We start from the raw sequence: 19,115 nt of genomic DNA on the forward strand, positions 1-19,115 counted from the left end.
CCTCCTTGGGTTAAGTTTTTTTCACTTTATAATACCCGCCGCCGCCGGGTGTTTCTATTCTCACAATGTCGCCCTTTTTGAGTTTTGCTGAAAATTTTGGTGGCATCTCTCGTTCGGAAGATTGGGAGATGATGACATTTCTGCCCTTCTTGCCACTTCCACCACCTGCAAGTCCATAAGGTGCAAGTTTTCTTCTCTCTGATAAGACTGTAATTTCTGCATCGTCTAATAGCTCTATCTCTTTTATTAATCCATTGCCGCCTAAGAATTTTCCCACTCCGCCTGAGTTTTCTCTTATTGAGTATCTCTTGACTAAAAATGGATAAGAGTATTCAAGCGCTTCAATCGGTGTATTGAGCGTATTTGTCATGTGAGAGTGTATGGCACTTTCTCCGTGTGAGTATGGCGTTGCTCCCATACCGCCACCTAAGGTTTCATAATAGGCAAATGGCTCGTTGGTTTTGGAGTTTATACCACCTATCGCTATATTGTTCATTGTTCCCTGACTGGCAGCAGGAATTTTATCGGGTATGGCAATCGAAAGAGCACCTAAAATCACATCAACAATTCTCTGAGATGTCTCCACATTACCACCTGCCACAGCCGCAGGAAAGGTAGCATCGACAATTGTTCCTTTCTTTGTAATGAGTTTTATTGGCCTTAAAATACCGGTATTTGTTGGTATCTCTTCTTTAATTAGCGATCTGAATACATAAAGAACAGCAGAAAGCGTTATAGCATATACTGCATTTATGCTGCCATCGACTTGCCTGTCTGATTTTGAGAAGTCTAAGATTGCTTCATCTCCTTTAATCGTAAGGTCAAGATGAATTTTTATGTTCTCTTTGCTAATACCATCATCATCAAGATAATCCGTAAAACTATAAACTCCATCGGGTATATCGTTTATCGTTTTTCTCATAATCCTTTCCGAGTAATTCATAAGCTCTTTTGAATAAAACCTAACCGTCTCAAGCGAGTACTTCTCTATCATCTCTTTCAATCGCTTTATGCCAGTCATATTTGCCATTATTTGTGCCTTAAAATCACCTTCTCTTTCATAAGGTGTTCTTACATTGTTAAGAAGGAGTTTAAAGACATTTTCGTTAATCTTTCCTTCTTCAACGATTTTCAATGGTGGTATAATAATACCTTCTTGAAATATGTTTGTTGAAAGTGGCATAGAGCCTGAGCTCATACCACCTACATCTGCATGATGAGCTCTGTTTGCAACAAAAAATACAGGTTTGTCTATTCCATCGACGAATACACCGGCAACTATTGTTATATCTGGCAGGTGTGTCCCACCCTTAAACGGGTCATTAAGCACAACCATATCGCCTTCTTTGAACTCGAAATCCTTTATAGCTTCCTTAACTGACATAGGCATTGAGCCAAGATGCACGGGAATGTGAGCAGCTTGGGCTATCATATCGCCGTTTGAATCGAATACGGCACAGGAGAAGTCTCTTCTCTCTTTAATGTTGGGAGAAAATGCCGTCCTGTTTAATGATACACCCATCTCTTCAGATACACTTGAGAGTTTATTTTTAAACACTTCAAGCAGAATAGGATTAACATCCATTTTTTACTCTCCTGTCTCTATGATTAGATTGCCAAACTCATCCACAGTCGCAACACTGCCAGACGGCAGGACAATTGTTGATGAGTATTCAACTATAATTGCAGGGCCTTCAACTATGTTTCCCGCAAGCAACTTGTTTCTATCAACAACAGTAGTCCTATAAAATTGCCTGTTGAACATTGCATCTCTATAACCCAAAATTGCATCTTCGTTCTGTTCTCTTTCTGTCTTTGGTATTCTTTCAAATGTTGGTTTGTCGGGTGAGCCTACGGCTCTTAAGCGAATATTGACTATCTCGACAGTTTTGGCTTCATCAGAATACCCATAGCTTCGTCTGTGCATCTGATGGAATAGCTCAAGGTAATCTTCTTTGAAGTCAACGGTAATTTCGTATGATTGCCCTAAGTATCTCATATCTAAGAAGCGCTGAAGTTTGATGTTTTTGATATCTATGCCTTCTTTTAGAAGGTCTTGAACACCTTTCTCTTCTAACGGTTCAAATAGCTCTTTTAGGTTTTCGAAGGTTGTTTGGTTATCTTTTAGCATTACAGTTTGAGAGTAATCCTTGACTATATCTGCAAGAAGCATTCCTATAGCCGAGAGAATACCCGGGTTGTTTGGAACAAAAACCTTTGGTATATGCAATAGTCTTGCTAAGAATACCGCATGCATACCGCCTGCGCCACCGAAACTAAACAGAACGAACTCTCTTGGGTCGTATCCCCTATCAACGGATATAACCCTTATTGCCTTCTCCATCGATGTGTTAGCGACTGTAAGTATGCCTTCTGCAAGTTCAAACTCGTCCATGCCGATACTTTTTGCCATTGCCTTGAAATAACCATCAAGCCTTTCCCTGTCGAGCTTCATATTGCCGCCTAAGAAAAAATCTGGTATCAATCTCCCTAAATACAGATTTGCATCGGTTACCGTTATTTTCTCTCCCTTTCCATAACAAATAGGTCCTGGGTCAGCTCCGGCGCTTTCAGGCCCAACCTTTAAAGAGCCACCTGCATCTATGTATGCGATTGAACCACCGCCAGCTCCTACGGTATGTATGTCTATCATTGGCACTTTAACAGGAAAACCTGCAATTTCAGACTCGTATGTTAAAGGCAATCTCTCATCAATCAGAGAGACATCGGTTGATGTCCCACCCATATCAAATGTTATAAGCTTGGTATAGCCAGCCATCTTGCCGATTTCGAAGGCGCCAACCGCTCCACCTGCAGGGCCTGAGAGTATTGTTCTGACTGACTCTTCCATTGCCGTTGTTGCAGATATGCTTCCACCGTTTGACTGCATTATTCTAAGCTCGTTGTTGCCTATCTCATCCACAATGTTGGTTATATATCTTTTCATCTTCGGTGAAACATAAGCGTTTATGATTGTCGTTGATGCTCTCTCGTATTCTCTAAACTCCGATAGGATTTGATGCGATAAGGATACAGGCAATCCCAATCTTGATATAGCCTTTTTCACTTTTAACTCATGTTGTGGGTTTAAGAAAGAAAAAAGAAAACAGACGGCAACGGCTTCTGCCTTTGCATCTTCTATCTTTTTAACCAATGCTTCAAGCTCTCCATCGTCTATTTGCTGAATTATCTCACCATCTTTATTTACTCTGCATGATAATCCAAACCTTAACTCTTTTGGAACGAGCATCTCGTCGCGCTTATAGAATAAGTCATACAGCCTTTTTCTGTTTTGCCTGCCTATCTCGATTATATCTTCGAAGCCCTTATTCGTTATGAAAGCCGTATATGCACCCTTTCTCTCAAGCAGAGCATTTGTTGCAACGGTTGAGCCGTGAATAACTTTAAACTTTCCCTTCTTTGCAACATGCGATATACCTTCAAGGACAGCTTCTGCGGGATTGTGTGGCGTGGATAAAACTTTATAGACTCCCCATTTTCCGTCGTCAGTCTTAAATATGAAGTCCGTAAATGTTCCACCAGTGTCAACGCCTATTATTTCCATTTATACTGCCTCCAGCTTTTCAAGATAGCACTCTATTATTCTCATTCCTTCTTCATCGTCGAATCTGTTGCGCTTTATGACTGTTCTTACGCCCTTTAAAAGGAACTCTTCGCTCTCTATAATCCAATCGTATCCAACAACAACATCGGCAAAACTCAATAGATGTCTATTTGAAAATATCTCATCCTGTGTATAGATGTATATTCTGTATCTTCTCCTTAGAATGTCTCTATAGATGCTGTTTGCATTCTCTTTGTCTAATTTGCTTGCAGCTATATAAAATATCCTGCTGCCAAAAGGCAGGTTGTTAATCTCTGAAAACCCTTCAAGCGGATGTTTTGCCTTTATAGGTATGACTTTTATGCTTTCATAAGACAACGACTCAAGTTGCATATAACAGAAAAATGGAACGACTATGATTTTGTTCTTTAATATCCTGTTTTTTAGCTCTGTTTTTAATGTTTCGAAGGGTTTAAATATAACACGCCTGTTTATCTTTTTTTCTATCTCTCTTTTTGCAAATATGGCAACATTCTCATCCTTTTCAGTATAGATAACATTGGAAAAATCATCTTCTATCTTTGATAAAACATCATAGACAAGTGCCATTATATCTTCTTTTGAGAAACCGTTTTTTAGGAGTGTATCAACAAAACCCTTAAACGACTCTTTGACTGTTATGTAAGATGAGACTTGCTCTTTTGCGAATTTTGTCGTTGCTCTTGTGCCGCCCTTTTTGTTGCTTATAAGATAACCCTTTTTTGCAAGTTCTTTTTCAACCTTTTTAACTGTAAGCTCACTTACTCCATTGTCTTCTGCAATTTGACGAGCTGTGGGAAACTTTTTGTTTGGGTTTTCTATTGACTCTGTTATTAACCTTAATTTAATTATTTCGTGTTTTATAAAGAGATTGTCAATCTCTATGCCTTTCTTTTCTTTCATCTTAACTCTATTTTAATCTTAAGCTATTTTATGTCAAGAAAAAAATAACAGTGAGTTTCCTTTTAGTTGCTTTTTAGTTATGCTTAAATAGATTAAGTGATAATTTTTATCATTTGATACCATAAAAGTTCATCCTTTTATACTTTATTTAATTGGTTTTTTGGATATAATCATTTTTACGATGTTTGAAAAGCTAAAAAGAAAGTCATTTAAGTTCAAGATAATGATGACATACATATTAGGGCTAATTATCATCGGTGTGTCGGGATATGGTTATTTCATAGCGTCACAGGTAAGAAATTTAAATAATCAGGTTAAAGAGCAACGAGAAGAGTTGATAAAACAATACAAGTTTATGGCAAGAACAGCAGTTGCAGTTGCAGAGAACATGATAAATGTAATGCAAAATTTAGCCTTGGAAGGAAAGCTAAGTAAAGAACAGCTAAAAAGAATGGCTCTTGAAAATCTCAATACGATAAAGTATGCTCCCGCGGGCTATGTCTGGTGTATAAAAGAAGATGGAACTGTACTTCTTGACCCGCCAAAGCCCGAAATAACAGGAAAAAATATCTTTAAGCTGAAATCTGCACCATATACAACTTTAGCAAAGCTTATAGAAAATTTCAGGATTCAGAACGGTGATTTTATAGAATATGATTGGTATTATCCCGGCATAGACTCAAGAACATTTAAAAAAATTTCGTTTGTTAAAGATATACCGTCGGTTCATTGGATTATAGGTAGCGGATTTTACCTTAAAGATATAGAAGATAGAGTAAATCTATTTAAAGAGAAACAGATGCGCGAGCTTATAAAGAGCATTCTATTGAGTCTTATACCAGGTATAGCGTCTTCTTTGGTTTCTCTTCTTATCATGTATATGCTTGTTTTAAAGATGATAAAGTCTGTTGAAGATGTAGCGGATATAGCAGGAAGACTTATAGAGGACGAAGCAAGTGTAAATATGAAACTACCTGTTATAACTGATGGAGCTATAGGCAAGCTGATTCACAATACAAATCAGTATATAGAGCATCTTACGAAAATGATAAAGTTCAAAGAAGACCTTGAATTGACAGAAACGGAAGAAGAGATATTTCAACTTATAGGAGAGTTTATGGAAAGAGAGTTTAATGTTACTAAATATAGGATATATAGTGTTAAGGACGATAAGCTGCGTTTAGTTAGAGAGAAAGGTGAACTTCAGTGTCAATGGCACGATAAGTGTATGAAAGCCGCAAAAAAAGGCATAATAATGGAGGAAGTCTGTACCGAAAATGAAAATTACATCTGTTATCCAATTATGTCTTCACAGGAGCTAATGGGTGTTATAGAGCTCACCTTGAAGAAAGAGAATTTAAAGGTTATAAAGAAAACTCTGAATAAGTTTATCCAAAGTTCTGGGCACAACATCAACATAAAAAGATTGACAAAAACATTGAGGGAGCTTTCTCTTAAAGACAAACTCACAGATTTATACAACAGAAGATTTTTGGAAGAGACGATTCAGGCTATAACATCTGCTGCAGAAAGGCAGAACATAAAGATAGGCATAGTGATGATAGACATAGATGATTTCAAAAAGGTAAACGACACATATGGACACTCGGCAGGAGATGAAGCACTAAAAACGGTTGCAGACATCTTGAAGGCTCACTTTAGGAGAAAATCCGATTTAATTGTCAGGTATGGCGGTGAAGAGTTTCTCGTAATTGTTCAGGATGTTGAAGAGAATAGGCTTGTTGAGATGCTTAAGGAGTTTAAAGATGAAGTTTCAACAACATTAATAAAATCCAACGGTTCAACCATGAAGCTTACCGTCAGTGTGGGATATTCAATCTTTCCTGTTGATACAAGGGATATAAAGGAAGCTATAGAGTTTGCAGATAAGGCTCTTTACAAAGCAAAAGCATCGGGCAAGAATAAGATAGTGAGATTTAAAGGGGGAAAAGATGCATAAAATAGCCTTAATAACGGGAGCTTCCAGTGGCATAGGCAAGGCAACAGCCGAGATACTTGCAAAAAATGGATACAATGTGATTATCTCTGCACGAAGATTGGAAAGACTTATTGAGATTCAAAAACAGCTTGAAGAGAAGTATAAGGTTGAAGTTTTGCCTTTGAAACTTGATGTGAGAGATAGAGACGCTGTTGAAGACTATTTAAGCAATCTGCCCGATGGATGGAAAGAGATAGATGTTTTGGTGAACAACGCAGGATTAAGTAAAGGACTTGAGAAGCTTCAAGATGGCAAGATTGACAATTGGGAAGTTATGATAGATACAAACATAAAAGGTCTGCTCTATATAACACGGGCAATACTGCCGTCAATGATAAAAAGAAACAGCGGAACGATAGTTAACATATCATCAATTGCAGGCCATGAGACATATCCCGGTGGCAATGTGTATTGTGCAACAAAATCAGCTGTTCTGCATTTATCAAAGGCTCTAAGAATGGATTTGGTTGGAACAAACATAAGGGTTGTATCAATCGACCCGGGCATGGTTGAGACAGAGTTCAGTATCGTTAGATTTGATGGCGATAAAGAGAGAGCTGCAAAGGTTTATGAAGGTATAACGCCGTTAACTGCTGAAGATGTAGCAGAAGCTGTCTGGTTTGCTATCTCAAGACCGCCACATGTGACGGTTGAAGATATGGTTCTTATGCCAACACAACAAGCAAGCGTGCTTCTTACGGTTAAAAACTATAAGAAGTTTTAATGGATTTAAAAGACAGAATCCTGCATTTGCTTGACAAATATACGGATAACAAAGGAAGGATAGATTGCACAAAAGCTATAGCTGTAGCAAAAAGGTTGAAAATAGAGCCTTCATTTGTTGGAAAAGTTGCTTCTGAGTTTGGCATCAGAATAAAGAATTGTGAATTAGGTCAATTTGGCGACAAAAGAATAGACTCTTTTGATAAAAAGACTTATGAAGCGCTAACTGTTCTTGCAGATAATAACAGAATAAAATGCGAAGATTGTTGGAAGGTGGCAAATAGATTTGGTATGGTTAAAGTTAGGTCTTCAATAAAAAACAGCAATTTAGAAGTTATCCACTGTCAGCTTAACTGTTTTAAAAACAAAGAAAGGCCAAGGTTGAAAGCTGAAGTAGAGCTGTTTTTGAAAAGTAAAGCAACAAAGGATAAAATAAACGACAAAGCCTTCGAAATTCTCAAAGCAGTAATAGAATTAAAAAATCTAAAAGATACTTCTTGCAGACTCGGTGTCGATGAAGAAGTTATAATAGAGACAATAGAAAAGATAAATAAAGTGTTCAACGCTGTTTGTGTAAAGATAGAAAAGGATGGAAGAGTGACTGTTTATCCTTTGGCTGGAGAGATTCTGAGTAAATTTGAGAAATTAAAAAAAGACATTGAAAACTTTTCTAAGAAAAGATTTGTTGAGATATTCTACGGCGACAGAAAATACAAAGACATAGACAAATATTACAGTTAAAGTTCGCTTAAAATACTTGACATAAGTTAGAAATATAATTACAATTTTGCAAAGTTAGAATCAAAAATGGAGAAAGCAATGCAGACAGAGACAGTAAAGGTAAACATAGACGGAAAAGTTTTAGAAGCAAAAAAAGGGACAAATCTTTTAAATCTCTTAAAATCAAATGGTTTTGACATACCTACGCTCTGCTATCATGAGAAACTCTCAAGAACAGGAGCCTGCAGGCTCTGTCTTGTAAAGGTTGATGGCAAACTAACAACATCCTGCACATACGAGATAGAAAACGACATTAATGTAATAACAGAAGATGATGAAATAAGTTTTTTAAGAAAGGGTGTATTTGAGCTGTTGGAGTCTGAGATAAACGCAGATTGTGAAAACTGTCCGTTGGATGGCGTATGCGAGATTCAAAAACTTGGTGAGCGATTCGGTGTAAAATTGTCGCCAAAAGATGAAATATACGAAAAAGATGACTCGTCTGTTGTATTAAGATACGACCCAAATAAGTGCGTAAAATGTTTTAGGTGTATAAAGGCTTGCGATGAGATTCAAGGTAAAGGAGTTTTAAACTTTGCTTACAGGGGCTCTCAATTAAGGGTTGTTGCTGGCATAGGCAGATGGGAGACAAGTGAGTGCGATGGATGTGGTGAATGTGTTCAAGCTTGCCCAACAGCCGCTTTAATGGAAAAGAGTCTCATCAATTATGGCAAAATCCTGCCTTTTGAAAAGCATAAAACAACCTGTATATACTGCGGTGTAGGATGTCAGATTGAGTTATGGGTTAAGGATAATAAGATAGTAAAGGTTGAAGGTGCCAACGAAATACCAAACAACGGTTCCTTATGCGTAAAGGGTAGATTCGGGATTGATGGAGTATTAAAAGAAGATAGATTAAAGAAACCTTTAATAAAAAAAGACGGAAGGTTTGTTGAAGTTGAGTGGGATGAAGCATTGGATTATGTTGCAGAAAGACTGATTAAAATAAAGAAAGAATACGGTGCAGATGCTATATGTGGCCTTTCGTCTGCAAAGTGCACGAACGAAGAGAATTACATATTCCAAAAATTTATGAGAGCAGCTGTAGGAACGAACAATATAGACCACTGCGCAAGATTGTGTCATGCATCAACCGTTGCAGGGCTCATGATGGCGTTTGGCAGCGGCGCAATGACTAACTCTATTGCCGAGCTTGAGCATGCAGATGTTATACTTGTAACTGGCTCAAACACAACGGAAGCCCATCCTGTAATCTCAACATTTATAAAAAGAGCTGTGAAGTTCAACAAAGCAAAGCTCATAGTTGTCGACCCAAGAAAGATAGATTTAACAAGGTATGCCACCATACACCTGCAGCAGAGAAACGGAACAGATGTGGCCTGGCTAAACGGCATGATGAATGTAATTATCAACGAAGGATTGGAAGATAAGGAGTTTATAAGAACAAGAACGGAAGGATATGAAGAGTTCAAAAAGGTAATAGAAGAGTATACACCTGAAAGGGTTGAAAAGATAACAGGCATAAAAAAGGAAGATTTAATAGAAGCTGCAAGACTGTTTGGAAAAGCCAAAAATGCTTCTATTGTTTTTGCAATGGGAATAACTCAGCATACAACAGGCACGGACAATGTGCTTTCTATTGCCAATCTCTCTATGCTAACTGGCAATGTGGGAAAGGCTTTTGCTGGTGTCAATCCGCTTAGGGGACAGAACAATGTCCAGGGTGCTGGAGATATGGGCGCTCTTCCCAATGTGTATCCCGGCTATCAAAAAGTTGACTCACCGGATACCATAGAAAAGTTTGAGAAGGCGTGGAATACAAATCTACCAAACAAAGTTGGTTTGACAATCCTTGAAATGATAAACGGCATCTTGAATGGCAAAATAAAGGCTATGTTTGTTATGGGAGAAAATCCGGCTCTTTCTGACCCGAATCTCAATCATGTAAGAGAAGCCTTGAATGAAGTGGAATTTCTTGTTGTTGAAGATATATATCTGTCTGAAACGGCAGAGTTTGCAGATGTTGTTTTACCTGCCTGCTCTTTCTTGGAAAAGGATGGAACATTTACCAATACAGAAAGAAGAATTCTACCTATAAAGAAGGTGTTTGAGCCTATTGGTGAGTCAAAACCTGACTGGCAGATAATATGCGAGCTGTCTTCAAGAATGGGCTATGATATGCATTACAACGATGTTTCTGAAATAATGGATGAGATAGCCACTCTAACACCAATATACGCTGGCTTTAGCTACGATAGATTAAACGAAAAATTACAGTGGCCTATTCCAACAAAAGAGCATAAGGGCACTCAATTCTTACATAAAGATAAATTCACAAGGGGACTTGGTAAGTTCCACCCTGTCGATTATATAGACCCTGCAGAGTTGCCCGATGATGAGTATCCATTTATCCTATCCACAGGAAGAATACTCTATCATTACCATACAGGAACCATAAGCAGAAGGTCAGACTATTTAACAGAATACATAAATGAACCCTATGTTGAGATAAATCCTTACGATGCAGAGAAGTGCGGTTTGAAAAATGGTGATATGGTAAGGATATCCACAAGAAGAGGCTCAATTGTCCTAAAAGCCTTATTTAGTGAAAGGGTGGTTGTAGGAAGTGTATTTATACCGTTTCACTTCAAGGAAGCAGCGGCAAATGTTTTGACAAACGATGCTTTAGACCCGATAGCCAAAATCCCAGAGTTTAAAGTTGCAGCTGCGAAATGCAAAATAGAGAAGGTGAAGAACAATGAAGCTTGAAGAGATTTTAAAAAAACATGAGTATAAAAGGGATAGATTGCTTGAGATAATTCACGACATGGATGATGAGAACATAAATTATCATGATTTAGAAAACCTTAAAATACTATCAAAACGCCTAAAAACAACGATTGCCGATATTTATGGCACTATAACATTCTACGGAATGATAAGGGATGAGAAAAGGACAAGGTTTGAGATAAATTTCTGCTCTTCAACTGTGTGTCATATAAAAAAGGCTAAAGATTTGATTCTGTTTGTTGAGAAACTGCTTAATTGTGATGAGAATGGGATAAGCAGTGATGGGCTATTCAAGATAAACAGGGTTGAGTGCTTGGGCTTGTGTAATATAGCTCCAGCTATGACTATAAACGGCAAGGTGTATGGCAATCTAACAAAGGAGAAGATTGAAAATATAATAAGGGAATTAAAAAATGAGAGCAATAGTTAGTAAAAGCGTTAAAAAGCCAATCATTATTACAAAAGAAGAGATATCCATAGAGCAGTATGTAAAAAATGGCGGATATAAAGCATTAGAAAAAGCCCTAACAAAGAGTTCTAAGGAGATAGTGGAAGAGATAAAGAAATCAGGATTGAAAGGGCGTGGTGGTGCAGCATTCCCAACGGGTATAAAGTGGGAAGTTGTAGCAAATAGCATCTCTAAGACCAAATTCGTTGTATGTAATGCAGATGAAGGAGAACCCGGAACATTCAAGGATAGATGGATAATGGAAAATAGGCCGCATCTAATAATAGAAGCAATGGCAATATGTGGCTATGCAACGGGCTCATCAAAAGGTTACATATACATTCGTGGAGAGTATGAAAACTCTATCGAGACAATGAAAAGAGCCGTGCATGAAGCTTATAACAATGGCTTCTTAGGAAATAGAATATTAAACAGCAATTTCTCTTTTGACATAGAGATAAGAAAGGGTGCTGGCTCGTATGTATGCGGCGAAGAGACGGCTCTTCTTGAATCTATAGAAGGCAAAAGGGCTCATCCACGCTTCAAGCCACCGTTTCCGGGCGTTAAAGGTCTGTTTAGCTATCCTACTGTTGTCAACAATGTTGAGACATTTGCCAATGTGCCGTTTATAATAGCCAACGGACATAAAGCCTTTACAACCTATGGAACAAAAAACTCATTCGGGACGAAGCTGTTTTCTGTTTCTGGTTCTGTTAAAAATCCTTCCTTGATTGAAGCAAACCTTGGCATTACACTGAACGAGCTATTTAAAGAGATAGGCGGTGTTGATGGTGAGTTTCAAGCAGCTTTAGTTGGTGGAGCAGCGGGCAGCTTTGTCTTCTCAGATGAGTTAAACCTGCCTTTAAGCTATGAGACATTAAAAGAGAAGGGAAAAACCTTAGGCTCAGGCTCAATACTTGTTTTGAACAGAGATGACAATATTAAGTTGCTTGTAAGAAATGTTCTTGAGTTTTTTAGGCACGAGTCGTGCGGCAAGTGTATCCCTTGTAGAAATGGATACCCAAAAATACTCTCACTCTTTGACTCTTACATAGAAGGAGATACCAACTCAAAGATTGAGCTTTTAAATCTTGCAAACCTAATGTTCAAGACATCGCTTTGTGCATTAGGGCAATCAGCTAAGGGTGTGCTTGATAGTTATTTCTCTCGGTATTAGAGCTTAGAGAGTCTTTAAAATACAGAAACGATGCAAACTTAAGAAAGCTGTTTACATTGAGCATTCCTAAGTATCTTTTGTCTTTGGGGTTGTTCACAACAGGGATAAAATCAACATCTATTTTAGATAAAAACTCAAACACATCCAGGCCGTTGGAGTTGAGCATCAAAAAGCTTGGATTGTGAGTCATAACATCAACAACACGCATATTGGGATTGCCAAACTCACCAATCAGACGAATATCTCTAAACGATAAAACACCGACGAGTTTATCATCTTCAACAACAGCAAAATAGCTTGATGATGACTTCATTAGGATAAACATTACATCCTTTAGCACATCTTCTTTTTTTAACGCAGGGATATCTGAGTCTATAAAATTTGTTATTCTCATCTTCTTAAGTTCGTTAACATATCTTTCATTTGTTATATCAAAGCCCTTCTGCATCACCGAACGGGCATAGTGAATCTTCTCTTCAAACAGATGAGAGAAATACATTGTCATAACAGAACCCATAATCAAAGGCAGAATCATGTGATAGTTTTGGGCAAGTTCAACGACAATGAGTGTTGACCTAAAAGGTGCCGACGAGATGCTTGCCGTAATTGATGCTGTGCCTATTAGAGCTACGCTTAACGGGTCAACAGACGGTATGAACTGGTGCAAAAAACCGCCAATAGCATATCCCATAAACGCACCGCCAAATATAGATGGAGCGAATATGCCGCCAAACATACCGCTTGCAAATGTTATAGCTAAAGCAATAAGTTTCACAAGTCCCAATACAAAGGCTTGTCTGTATGAGAAGTCAAAAAAGAACAGCATGCTAACTTGCTTATATCCCAACGATGCAGCAGAGGGAAACAGAAACAGTAAAACACCAACCAGAAATCCACCAATCAGCGCCTTTGAGAACCAAGACATGTCTAATTTTTTAAATATATCGGTGGATAATCTAAACACGGCTTCAAAAGCATAAACAACAGCAGCAAATAGAAAACTAAACAGCGGCACAAGAAACAATAGCGCAAGGTTGTATGATAATTTTGGCACAAAAAATGCCGGATAGTTGCCTAAAAAATACCGAGATATAGCCGTGCCAATAGCAGAAGAGATAGACAGCGGTATAATAACATCAAAACTCAGTCTGCCCAAAATTATCTCAAGTCCAAAAATAATGGCAGCTATCGGTGCGTTGAATGTTGCAGCTAAAGCAGAAGATACGCCACAGCTAACAAGCAGTGGAATATTGGCACCTTCAATTCTTACAAAGTTCAAGAACAGTGAAGTTAAAGAGCCACCAAGCTTTGCTATCGGCCCTTCCCTTCCAACAGGCAAGCCAAATCCTATGTTTACCGCAGTTAAAACAACACTGCCTATGCCCTTTTTGTAATCTAACCTACCCTTCTTAAGAACGATAGAGCGAGCAACAGAGTCTATTGTTGGATTAACCGAGCCTTCCATGACAGTGTTTATGATAAATGCAGAGATTACAAACAGAATTGGTATAATAACGATATAAGCTTCGTTTGTTTTGGATGCTGGGATAAGAGCAAAGGCGTATTTCGAGCCTTTTATAAGCTCTCTCATTAAGATGGCAGATAAGCCACCAATTATGCCTATTGCAGAAGGGAGTATAAAAAGTCTAAAAAAGTTCTTCATTTACTCTTTACAAGTTTTAGCTTTAAAGCAAGACCACCTGCAAACTGACCGGCAAAATAGGCAGATACCATTATCGGAAATGTATATAGAGCAAAGCCCAATCCACTCAATAAGCGAAGGGCTATAATAAACGGTATTGGAGCATGGACAAAAACAAACCAGTTTCTTGAAAACTTCTCGCTTTTTGCCCTTAAGTATCCAAACGGCAAATTCAACAGAAACACAAAGAGTGCAACTTCAAACAGCGTCATGGCTTTGACTCCTTTAAAAGCATTTTTATCTTAGAGAGTCCGATTCTCAATCTTTTTGACTTATCAACAAGCACAAAATCAACAGGTAGGTTGGTATTGTTTATCTTTTTGCATCTCAAGACAACAACATTGCCGTTTCTTTTGCTGCACAGCTCTGTAAAGTTTTTGGTGATGTAGATTATCAAGCTCTTATACTGATTCAAATCTATATCGCCTATTTTTAGATTTTTATACTCTCTTCCTGTTTGATAGTCCTTAACCAAAACCGTATCACCACTCACATAAATCCCGGCAACAGAAAAGCCTAAGCTGTTTATCACATCGAGCCTAAGGTTTGAGCCGTTTAGACTAAAAAAGCCTTCAAATGTTCTACCTTCAAAGTTGGCATCGAATGTTCCATTTATCAGATACTCTTTTTCTGGCAACGGTTTGAATATCGTGCATGCACTAAGCAAAATTAACAAAGAAATTGCCCACAGCCTTTTTAATCTCATCTCTTTTTATCCTTTCCTGTTTTATATATTCAACAGACTCAACAAACCACCTGCCATAGAGCTTCTTTGTAATCCTGCTGTCAAGCACAACAATTATACCCTTATCGTTTTCATCCCTTATCAAGCGCCCTATACCCTGTTTAAACTTTAGAACGGCCTTTGGAAGAGAGTATTCAAAAAAGGCGTTTCTGCCTTCACTCTTCAGTAGTTCAAATCGAGCCTTCTCAATGGGTGTTGTTGGCACTTCAAAGGGCAACCTCACAATTACGAGAACGGATAACTCTTCTCCTTTCACATCAACACCTTCCCAAAAGCTACTGGTTGCAAACAAGAAACCTTTGCCTTCTTTAAATTTATTTAAAAGCTCAAAATTATCAAGTTCTCCTTGCCTTAATGCTTTAAAACCATTATTCTTCAATCTATCTTTCGCATACTCATAGACATCGTTTAACATCTTATACGATGTAAATAGAACCAAAGCTCCCTTGTTGCCTTCTAAAGAAGACGAGATATCAACAATCACATCGGCGGCAGTTTTTGAAAATCTTTTATCTTCAATGTCTGGCATATCTTCAACTATAAACACTCTGCAGTTTTTTTGATAATCGAACGATGTTTTTGCTATGAAGCCTTCTGCTTTTTCAATTCCAATACTTTTTTTAAAGAAATCAAATGTGTTATTAATCGTCAGAGTTGCAGAGACAAACAAGACAGAAGAGAGTTCGCTATATACAAACTCGTTTAGAGCTTTATCTATGTAAATCGGTGTGATGTTGAAGTGAAGCGACTGTTTGAAACGCTTTATCCAGAAAATATTTAACCCTTCATCTTCAACTCTTAAAAACTCTCCCAAAAGGTCTCTGTTTTCTGAAAGTGCCACATAGACAGATTTTATGTCGATAGACTCATTATCATTTAAGCTCTCTATAATGGTTTTGAGCTCTATTAAGAAACCATCTAAAATATCCAGTATCTGGGATAATGGTTTTTTAAACCTTTCTAAGCTCTTCTTATCTATTCTAACTTCATTTTCAACCCTGCCTGAAATCTCTTTGAAGAGTTCTTCAAGACTCTTTCTTGTGTGCTGGGTTTTTCTCTTTATTGACTCGTTGTCTAAATCCGCAAGAAGGCCACTCTCTTTTCTTTTTCTTTTCAAATAGAGCATGTTTAGAAGTGCATTTATCTCGCTACTGCTTGAAGTTTTCGTGTAATAGTTCGTTGCATTTTTCTCTATGTTGTGAGCTTCATCAAATATCAGGGCATCAAACTCTGGCAGTATCTCAGCACTTCTCATTATTGAGTGAGAAAAGACAATGTGATGATTGGCAACGATTATGTCTGCTTCTGCCAATTTCCTTCTTGCCCTGTAAAAGAAACAGCCGCTTCTATAGTATGGGCAGTTTCTGTGAGCACAGGATACGCTTGAGCTTGCAAGAACAGACCAGCCTTCTTCTGTTAAGTTTCTCTTTTTTGAAAAGAACTCGTTTTTTGAACCTTCGTCGGCATAAGAGAGAAACTCTCTTAACTCTTTGTAAGCATCCGTCTCAAACAGAAATATACTGCCTGAATTTATGGTGTTCTCTGCTTTTCTTTTACATAGATAGTTGTTTCTTCCAAGTGCTATCTCAACCTTAAAATCTATAAATTTCTGAAGAAATGGGATATCCTTTAGAATAAGTTGCCTTTGTAAGTTTATTGTATTTGTTGATATTACAACCCTTTTTCTGTTCTCTTTTGCAAACAGAACGGCAGGGACAAGGTATGATAAGCTTTTGCCTGTGCCTGTTGGAGCTTCTATCATACCCATTCTGCCGTCTTTTAATAAATTATAAACAAAATGTGCTATTTTTAGCTGCTCTTCTCTCTTCTTGAAACCCTTACTTTTGTATATCTTCTCAAATATCTCATCAATTGTTGAGCTTCTGTTTGGTTTGCCAATAATTTCAAGATTAAAAGATGAGTCAACAAATATCACCCAATCCAACTTTTCCAAATTATCAGCTACTGTTTCCAATGCATAGTATTTATTCTCATCAAAGATGAGTATATCTCCTTCAATCTCTGTTGCCCTCCCTGTTATATCAACCGTATTGTTGTCTATGATTATTTTAAAAAATGATGGTATATCTGAAGATTCGAGTATCTTTCTGGAGTGTTTGGTTAATTCCATTACCTCTCGAACTCAATAGGATAATCTCCGCTAAAACAGGCAAAACAAAATCCTTCTTCTCCCATGATGCTTTTTAAACCTTCCAAAGATAGATAGGCAACAGAATCGGCTGTTGAGTATTTTCTTATCTCTTCGATTGTGTGTGATGATGCTATGAGCTCTTTCTTTGTTGGTGTATCTATACCGTAAAAACAGGGCGAGATGACGGGTGGAGATGCTATTCTTAAATGCACTTCCTTTGCACCTGCATTTCTTATCATTTTTACTATTCTTCGGCTTGTTGTTCCTCTCACGATTGAGTCATCAACAACAACAACCCTTTTGCCGTCAAGAACATCTTTAGCTGGGTTTAGCTTTAGCCTTACTCCGAAGTTTCTAATTGATTGTGCAGGTTCTATAAATGTTCTTCCAACATAGTGGTTTCTGATGAGTCCAAAATCAAACTCAAGACCACTCTGTTTGGCAAACCCTAAGGCTGCAGGAACGCCAGAGTCTGGTGTTGGTATAACGATATCTGCATCAACAGGAGACTCAATCGCCAAAACTTCGCCCATCTTCTTTCTTATCGAATAGACATACCTATTCCACAAAAGTGAATCAGGTCTTGCAAAGTATATGTATTCAAATACACATTTATGCTCTTTCTGTTTTTCAAACGGCCTGTAAGAGTGAATACCATCCCTATTTGCAACAACAATCTCTCCCGGTTCAACATCCCTAATATACTCTGCACCTATTAAATCAAACGCACATGTCTCGCTTGCAAAGATTACGGCATCATCCAGCTTTCCCATAACAAGTGGCCTAAAGCCCCACGGATCTCTTACGGCGTATAACTCATCTTCTCTCATTATAACCAAGCTGAAAGCACCCTTTATCATCGATAATGCTTCAACAAGTCTTTCAAAGAAACTCGTCTTACTGCTGCGGGCTATTAAGTGAATAATGACTTCGGTGTCCGAGTTTGAGTTGAATATGGCACCTTCACTCACCAATCTGCGTTTTATACCATTTGCATTGACTAAATTGCCGTTGTGGGCTATTGCTATATCGCCAAGGTCAAAATGGGCATTTAAGGGCTGAACATTGGCTATAGACTCATCTCCAAAGGTTGAATATCTGTTGTGCCCTATGGCTATTCTGCCTTTAAGAGACGATATAACGCCCTTTTTGTTGAATATCTCGTTTACAAGTCCCTTGCCTTTGTGGACATAGAATGTGTCTCCGTCTGTTGATACAATGCCGGCGGCCTCCTGCCCTCTGTGTTGAAGAGCATGAAGGCCTAAATAGACATAATTTGCTGCTTCACTCTTGTTAAAGATACCAACAATGCCACACATTAGCTCAACCCTAACACATCCTGCATAGAGTATAAGCCGGGAACTTTATCAATTACCCACTTTGCAGCACGCAGAGCACCACGAGCAAATGTATCACGAGAGCTTGCTTTATGTGTAAGTTCAAGTCTCTCTCCTAAACCTGCGAAGATAACCGTATGGTCTCCGACGACATCACCACCGCGCAGACTCATTACGCCTATCTCTTTGGGCTTTCTTTCTCCTATCAATCCCTTTCTGCCGTAAACTGCAACATCTTCAAGCTTTTCGCCCAAGCCTTCTGCTGCAAACTCAGCTAACTTCAAGGCTGTTCCACTTGGTGCATCTGCTTTAAATCTGTGATGCATCTCGACTATCTCTATGTCGTAATCTTCGCCGAGCTTCTCTGCCACATCTTTAACGAGCTTAAACAGAATATTTACACCAAGACTCATATTTGGAGAAAGCACAATTGGGATGATGGCGGCAAACTTCTTTATCTCTTCTATCTGGTTGTGGTTTAAGCCCGTTGTTCCAATAACGATAGGTTTTTTGTTATCCGCTGCAACTCTTACATGCGAAAGTGTGGCAGAAGGTGTTGTGAAGTCTATCACAACTTCGCCATCTTCTATAACCTTAGACAAGTCATCTCCTATAGCTATACCATTTGCAGAAGAGCCGCTCAAAATGCCTGCATCCTGCCCAATACTTGAAGAGCCCTTTACTTCAATAGCTCCAACAAGCTGCAGCTCTTTGTCTTCATCAATCAATGCACATATCCTTCTTCCCATCTTACCAGCTGCACCGCACACTATTGTCCTTATCATCTCTCCCCC

At 38.3% G+C, this 19,115-nt stretch carries 15 protein-coding genes; 6 read left to right on the top strand and 9 right to left on the bottom strand.

From position 1 onward, the window contains the following. Positions 1-10: 10 nt before the first annotated feature. From G415_RS0102500 to G415_RS0102510, 3 genes are read right to left on the bottom strand one after another with little or no spacing between them, the layout of a single operon-like run. Positions 11-1,585 carry a hydantoinase B/oxoprolinase family protein gene (locus G415_RS0102500; protein WP_022670015.1) on the bottom strand — a complete coding sequence of 525 codons (1,575 nt, stop codon included), beginning with the start codon at positions 1,583-1,585 and terminating at the stop codon, positions 11-13. Between the two features lie 3 nt (positions 1,586-1,588). Next, positions 1,589-3,565, bottom strand: a complete 1,977-nt coding sequence (locus G415_RS0102505) for a hydantoinase/oxoprolinase family protein (RefSeq protein WP_022670016.1) — start codon at positions 3,563-3,565, stop codon at positions 1,589-1,591. Next, the gene (locus G415_RS0102510; RefSeq protein ID WP_022670017.1) at positions 3,566-4,507 is read right to left on the bottom strand and encodes a GntR family transcriptional regulator; all 942 of its coding nucleotides are present in this window, start codon (positions 4,505-4,507) and stop codon (positions 3,566-3,568) included. It lies immediately after the preceding gene. A 160-nt stretch (positions 4,508-4,667) separates the two neighbouring features. On the opposite strand from G415_RS0102510, the gene G415_RS0102515 reads away from it, so the two are divergent. From G415_RS0102515 to G415_RS09575, 6 genes are all read left to right on the top strand, one after another. Then, complete coding sequence (locus G415_RS0102515) at positions 4,668-6,467, top strand: diguanylate cyclase (RefSeq protein WP_155825426.1); 1,800 nt, start codon at positions 4,668-4,670, stop codon at positions 6,465-6,467. Next, positions 6,460-7,230 carry an SDR family oxidoreductase gene (locus G415_RS0102520; protein ID WP_022670019.1) on the top strand — a complete coding sequence of 257 codons (771 nt, stop codon included), beginning with the start codon at positions 6,460-6,462 and terminating at the stop codon, positions 7,228-7,230. The genes G415_RS0102515 and G415_RS0102520 overlap by 8 nt, the downstream gene beginning before the upstream one ends. After that, positions 7,230-7,970 carry a hypothetical protein gene (locus G415_RS0102525; protein WP_022670020.1) on the top strand — a complete coding sequence of 247 codons (741 nt, stop codon included), beginning with the start codon at positions 7,230-7,232 and terminating at the stop codon, positions 7,968-7,970. The genes G415_RS0102520 and G415_RS0102525 overlap by 1 nt, the downstream gene beginning before the upstream one ends. Before the next feature lie 66 nt (positions 7,971-8,036). After that, the gene (fdhF, locus tag G415_RS0102530) at positions 8,037-10,739 is read left to right on the top strand and encodes a formate dehydrogenase subunit alpha (protein ID WP_202897967.1); all 2,703 of its coding nucleotides are present in this window, start codon (positions 8,037-8,039) and stop codon (positions 10,737-10,739) included. Beyond that, positions 10,729-11,190: an NADH-quinone oxidoreductase subunit NuoE family protein gene (locus G415_RS0102535; protein ID WP_022670022.1), complete on the top strand. Its 462-nt coding sequence runs from the start codon at positions 10,729-10,731 to the stop codon at positions 11,188-11,190. The genes fdhF and G415_RS0102535 overlap by 11 nt, the downstream gene beginning before the upstream one ends. After that, positions 11,174-12,385, top strand: a complete 1,212-nt coding sequence (locus G415_RS09575; RefSeq protein ID WP_051129531.1) for a complex I 51 kDa subunit family protein — start codon at positions 11,174-11,176, stop codon at positions 12,383-12,385. Before G415_RS0102535 ends, G415_RS09575 begins: the two co-directional genes overlap by 17 nt. Here the strand turns inward: G415_RS09575 and G415_RS0102545 are convergent. Genes G415_RS0102545 through dapB form a run of 6 tightly spaced genes read right to left on the bottom strand, consistent with a single transcriptional unit; the run spans position 12,348 to position 19,106 of the window. Beyond that, positions 12,348-14,048 carry a chloride channel protein gene (locus tag G415_RS0102545; protein WP_026939533.1) on the bottom strand — a complete coding sequence of 567 codons (1,701 nt, stop codon included), beginning with the start codon at positions 14,046-14,048 and terminating at the stop codon, positions 12,348-12,350. The genes G415_RS09575 and G415_RS0102545 overlap by 38 nt on opposite strands. Next, positions 14,045-14,299 (bottom strand): hypothetical protein, encoded by a 255-nt coding sequence (locus tag G415_RS09580; protein ID WP_022670023.1) that lies wholly within the window; start codon positions 14,297-14,299, stop codon positions 14,045-14,047. Before G415_RS09580 ends, G415_RS0102545 begins: the two co-directional genes overlap by 4 nt. Continuing rightward, on the bottom strand, positions 14,296-14,754 hold the full coding sequence (locus G415_RS0102555) for a hypothetical protein (protein WP_162138531.1): 459 nt from the start codon (positions 14,752-14,754) through the stop codon (positions 14,296-14,298). The genes G415_RS09580 and G415_RS0102555 overlap by 4 nt, the downstream gene beginning before the upstream one ends. Beyond that, positions 14,747-16,963: an ATP-dependent DNA helicase gene (locus G415_RS0102560; protein ID WP_022670025.1), complete on the bottom strand. Its 2,217-nt coding sequence runs from the start codon at positions 16,961-16,963 to the stop codon at positions 14,747-14,749. Before G415_RS0102560 ends, G415_RS0102555 begins: the two co-directional genes overlap by 8 nt. Then, positions 16,963-18,303 (bottom strand): amidophosphoribosyltransferase, encoded by a 1,341-nt coding sequence (purF, locus tag G415_RS0102565; RefSeq protein WP_022670026.1) that lies wholly within the window; start codon positions 18,301-18,303, stop codon positions 16,963-16,965. The genes G415_RS0102560 and purF overlap by 1 nt, the downstream gene beginning before the upstream one ends. Next, a complete protein-coding gene (gene dapB / locus G415_RS0102570; protein ID WP_022670027.1) occupies positions 18,303-19,106 on the bottom strand; it encodes a 4-hydroxy-tetrahydrodipicolinate reductase in 804 nt (267 codons plus the stop codon). The genes purF and dapB overlap by 1 nt, the downstream gene beginning before the upstream one ends. Positions 19,107-19,115: the final 9 nt, after the last annotated feature.

The organism is Hippea alviniae EP5-r, assembly GCF_000420385.1.
Lineage (GTDB): Bacteria > Campylobacterota_A > Desulfurellia > Desulfurellales > Hippeaceae > Hippea > Hippea alviniae.

What these genes read in the sequence shown, in the direction of transcription:
- G415_RS0102545 (WP_026939533.1), bottom strand. Translation starts at nt 14,048, where the DNA reads ATGAAGAACTTTTTTAGACTTTTTATACTCCCTTCTGCAATAGGCATA.
- G415_RS09580 (WP_022670023.1), bottom strand. Translation starts at nt 14,299, where the DNA reads ATGACGCTGTTTGAAGTTGCACTCTTTGTGTTTCTGTTGAATTTGCCG.
- G415_RS0102560 (WP_022670025.1), bottom strand. Translation starts at nt 16,963, where the DNA reads ATGGAATTAACCAAACACTCCAGAAAGATACTCGAATCTTCAGATATA.
- G415_RS0102520 (WP_022670019.1), top strand. Translation starts at nt 6,460, where the DNA reads ATGCATAAAATAGCCTTAATAACGGGAGCTTCCAGTGGCATAGGCAAG.
- dapB (WP_022670027.1), bottom strand. Translation starts at nt 19,106, where the DNA reads ATGATAAGGACAATAGTGTGCGGTGCAGCTGGTAAGATGGGAAGAAGG.
- G415_RS09575 (WP_051129531.1), top strand. Translation starts at nt 11,174, where the DNA reads ATGAGAGCAATAGTTAGTAAAAGCGTTAAAAAGCCAATCATTATTACA.
- G415_RS0102535 (WP_022670022.1), top strand. Translation starts at nt 10,729, where the DNA reads ATGAAGCTTGAAGAGATTTTAAAAAAACATGAGTATAAAAGGGATAGA.
- G415_RS0102525 (WP_022670020.1), top strand. Translation starts at nt 7,230, where the DNA reads ATGGATTTAAAAGACAGAATCCTGCATTTGCTTGACAAATATACGGAT.
- G415_RS0102510 (WP_022670017.1), bottom strand. Translation starts at nt 4,507, where the DNA reads ATGAAAGAAAAGAAAGGCATAGAGATTGACAATCTCTTTATAAAACAC.
- G415_RS0102505 (WP_022670016.1), bottom strand. Translation starts at nt 3,565, where the DNA reads ATGGAAATAATAGGCGTTGACACTGGTGGAACATTTACGGACTTCATA.
- G415_RS0102500 (WP_022670015.1), bottom strand. Translation starts at nt 1,585, where the DNA reads ATGGATGTTAATCCTATTCTGCTTGAAGTGTTTAAAAATAAACTCTCA.
- purF (WP_022670026.1), bottom strand. Translation starts at nt 18,303, where the DNA reads ATGTGTGGCATTGTTGGTATCTTTAACAAGAGTGAAGCAGCAAATTAT.
- fdhF (WP_202897967.1), top strand. Translation starts at nt 8,037, where the DNA reads ATGGAGAAAGCAATGCAGACAGAGACAGTAAAGGTAAACATAGACGGA.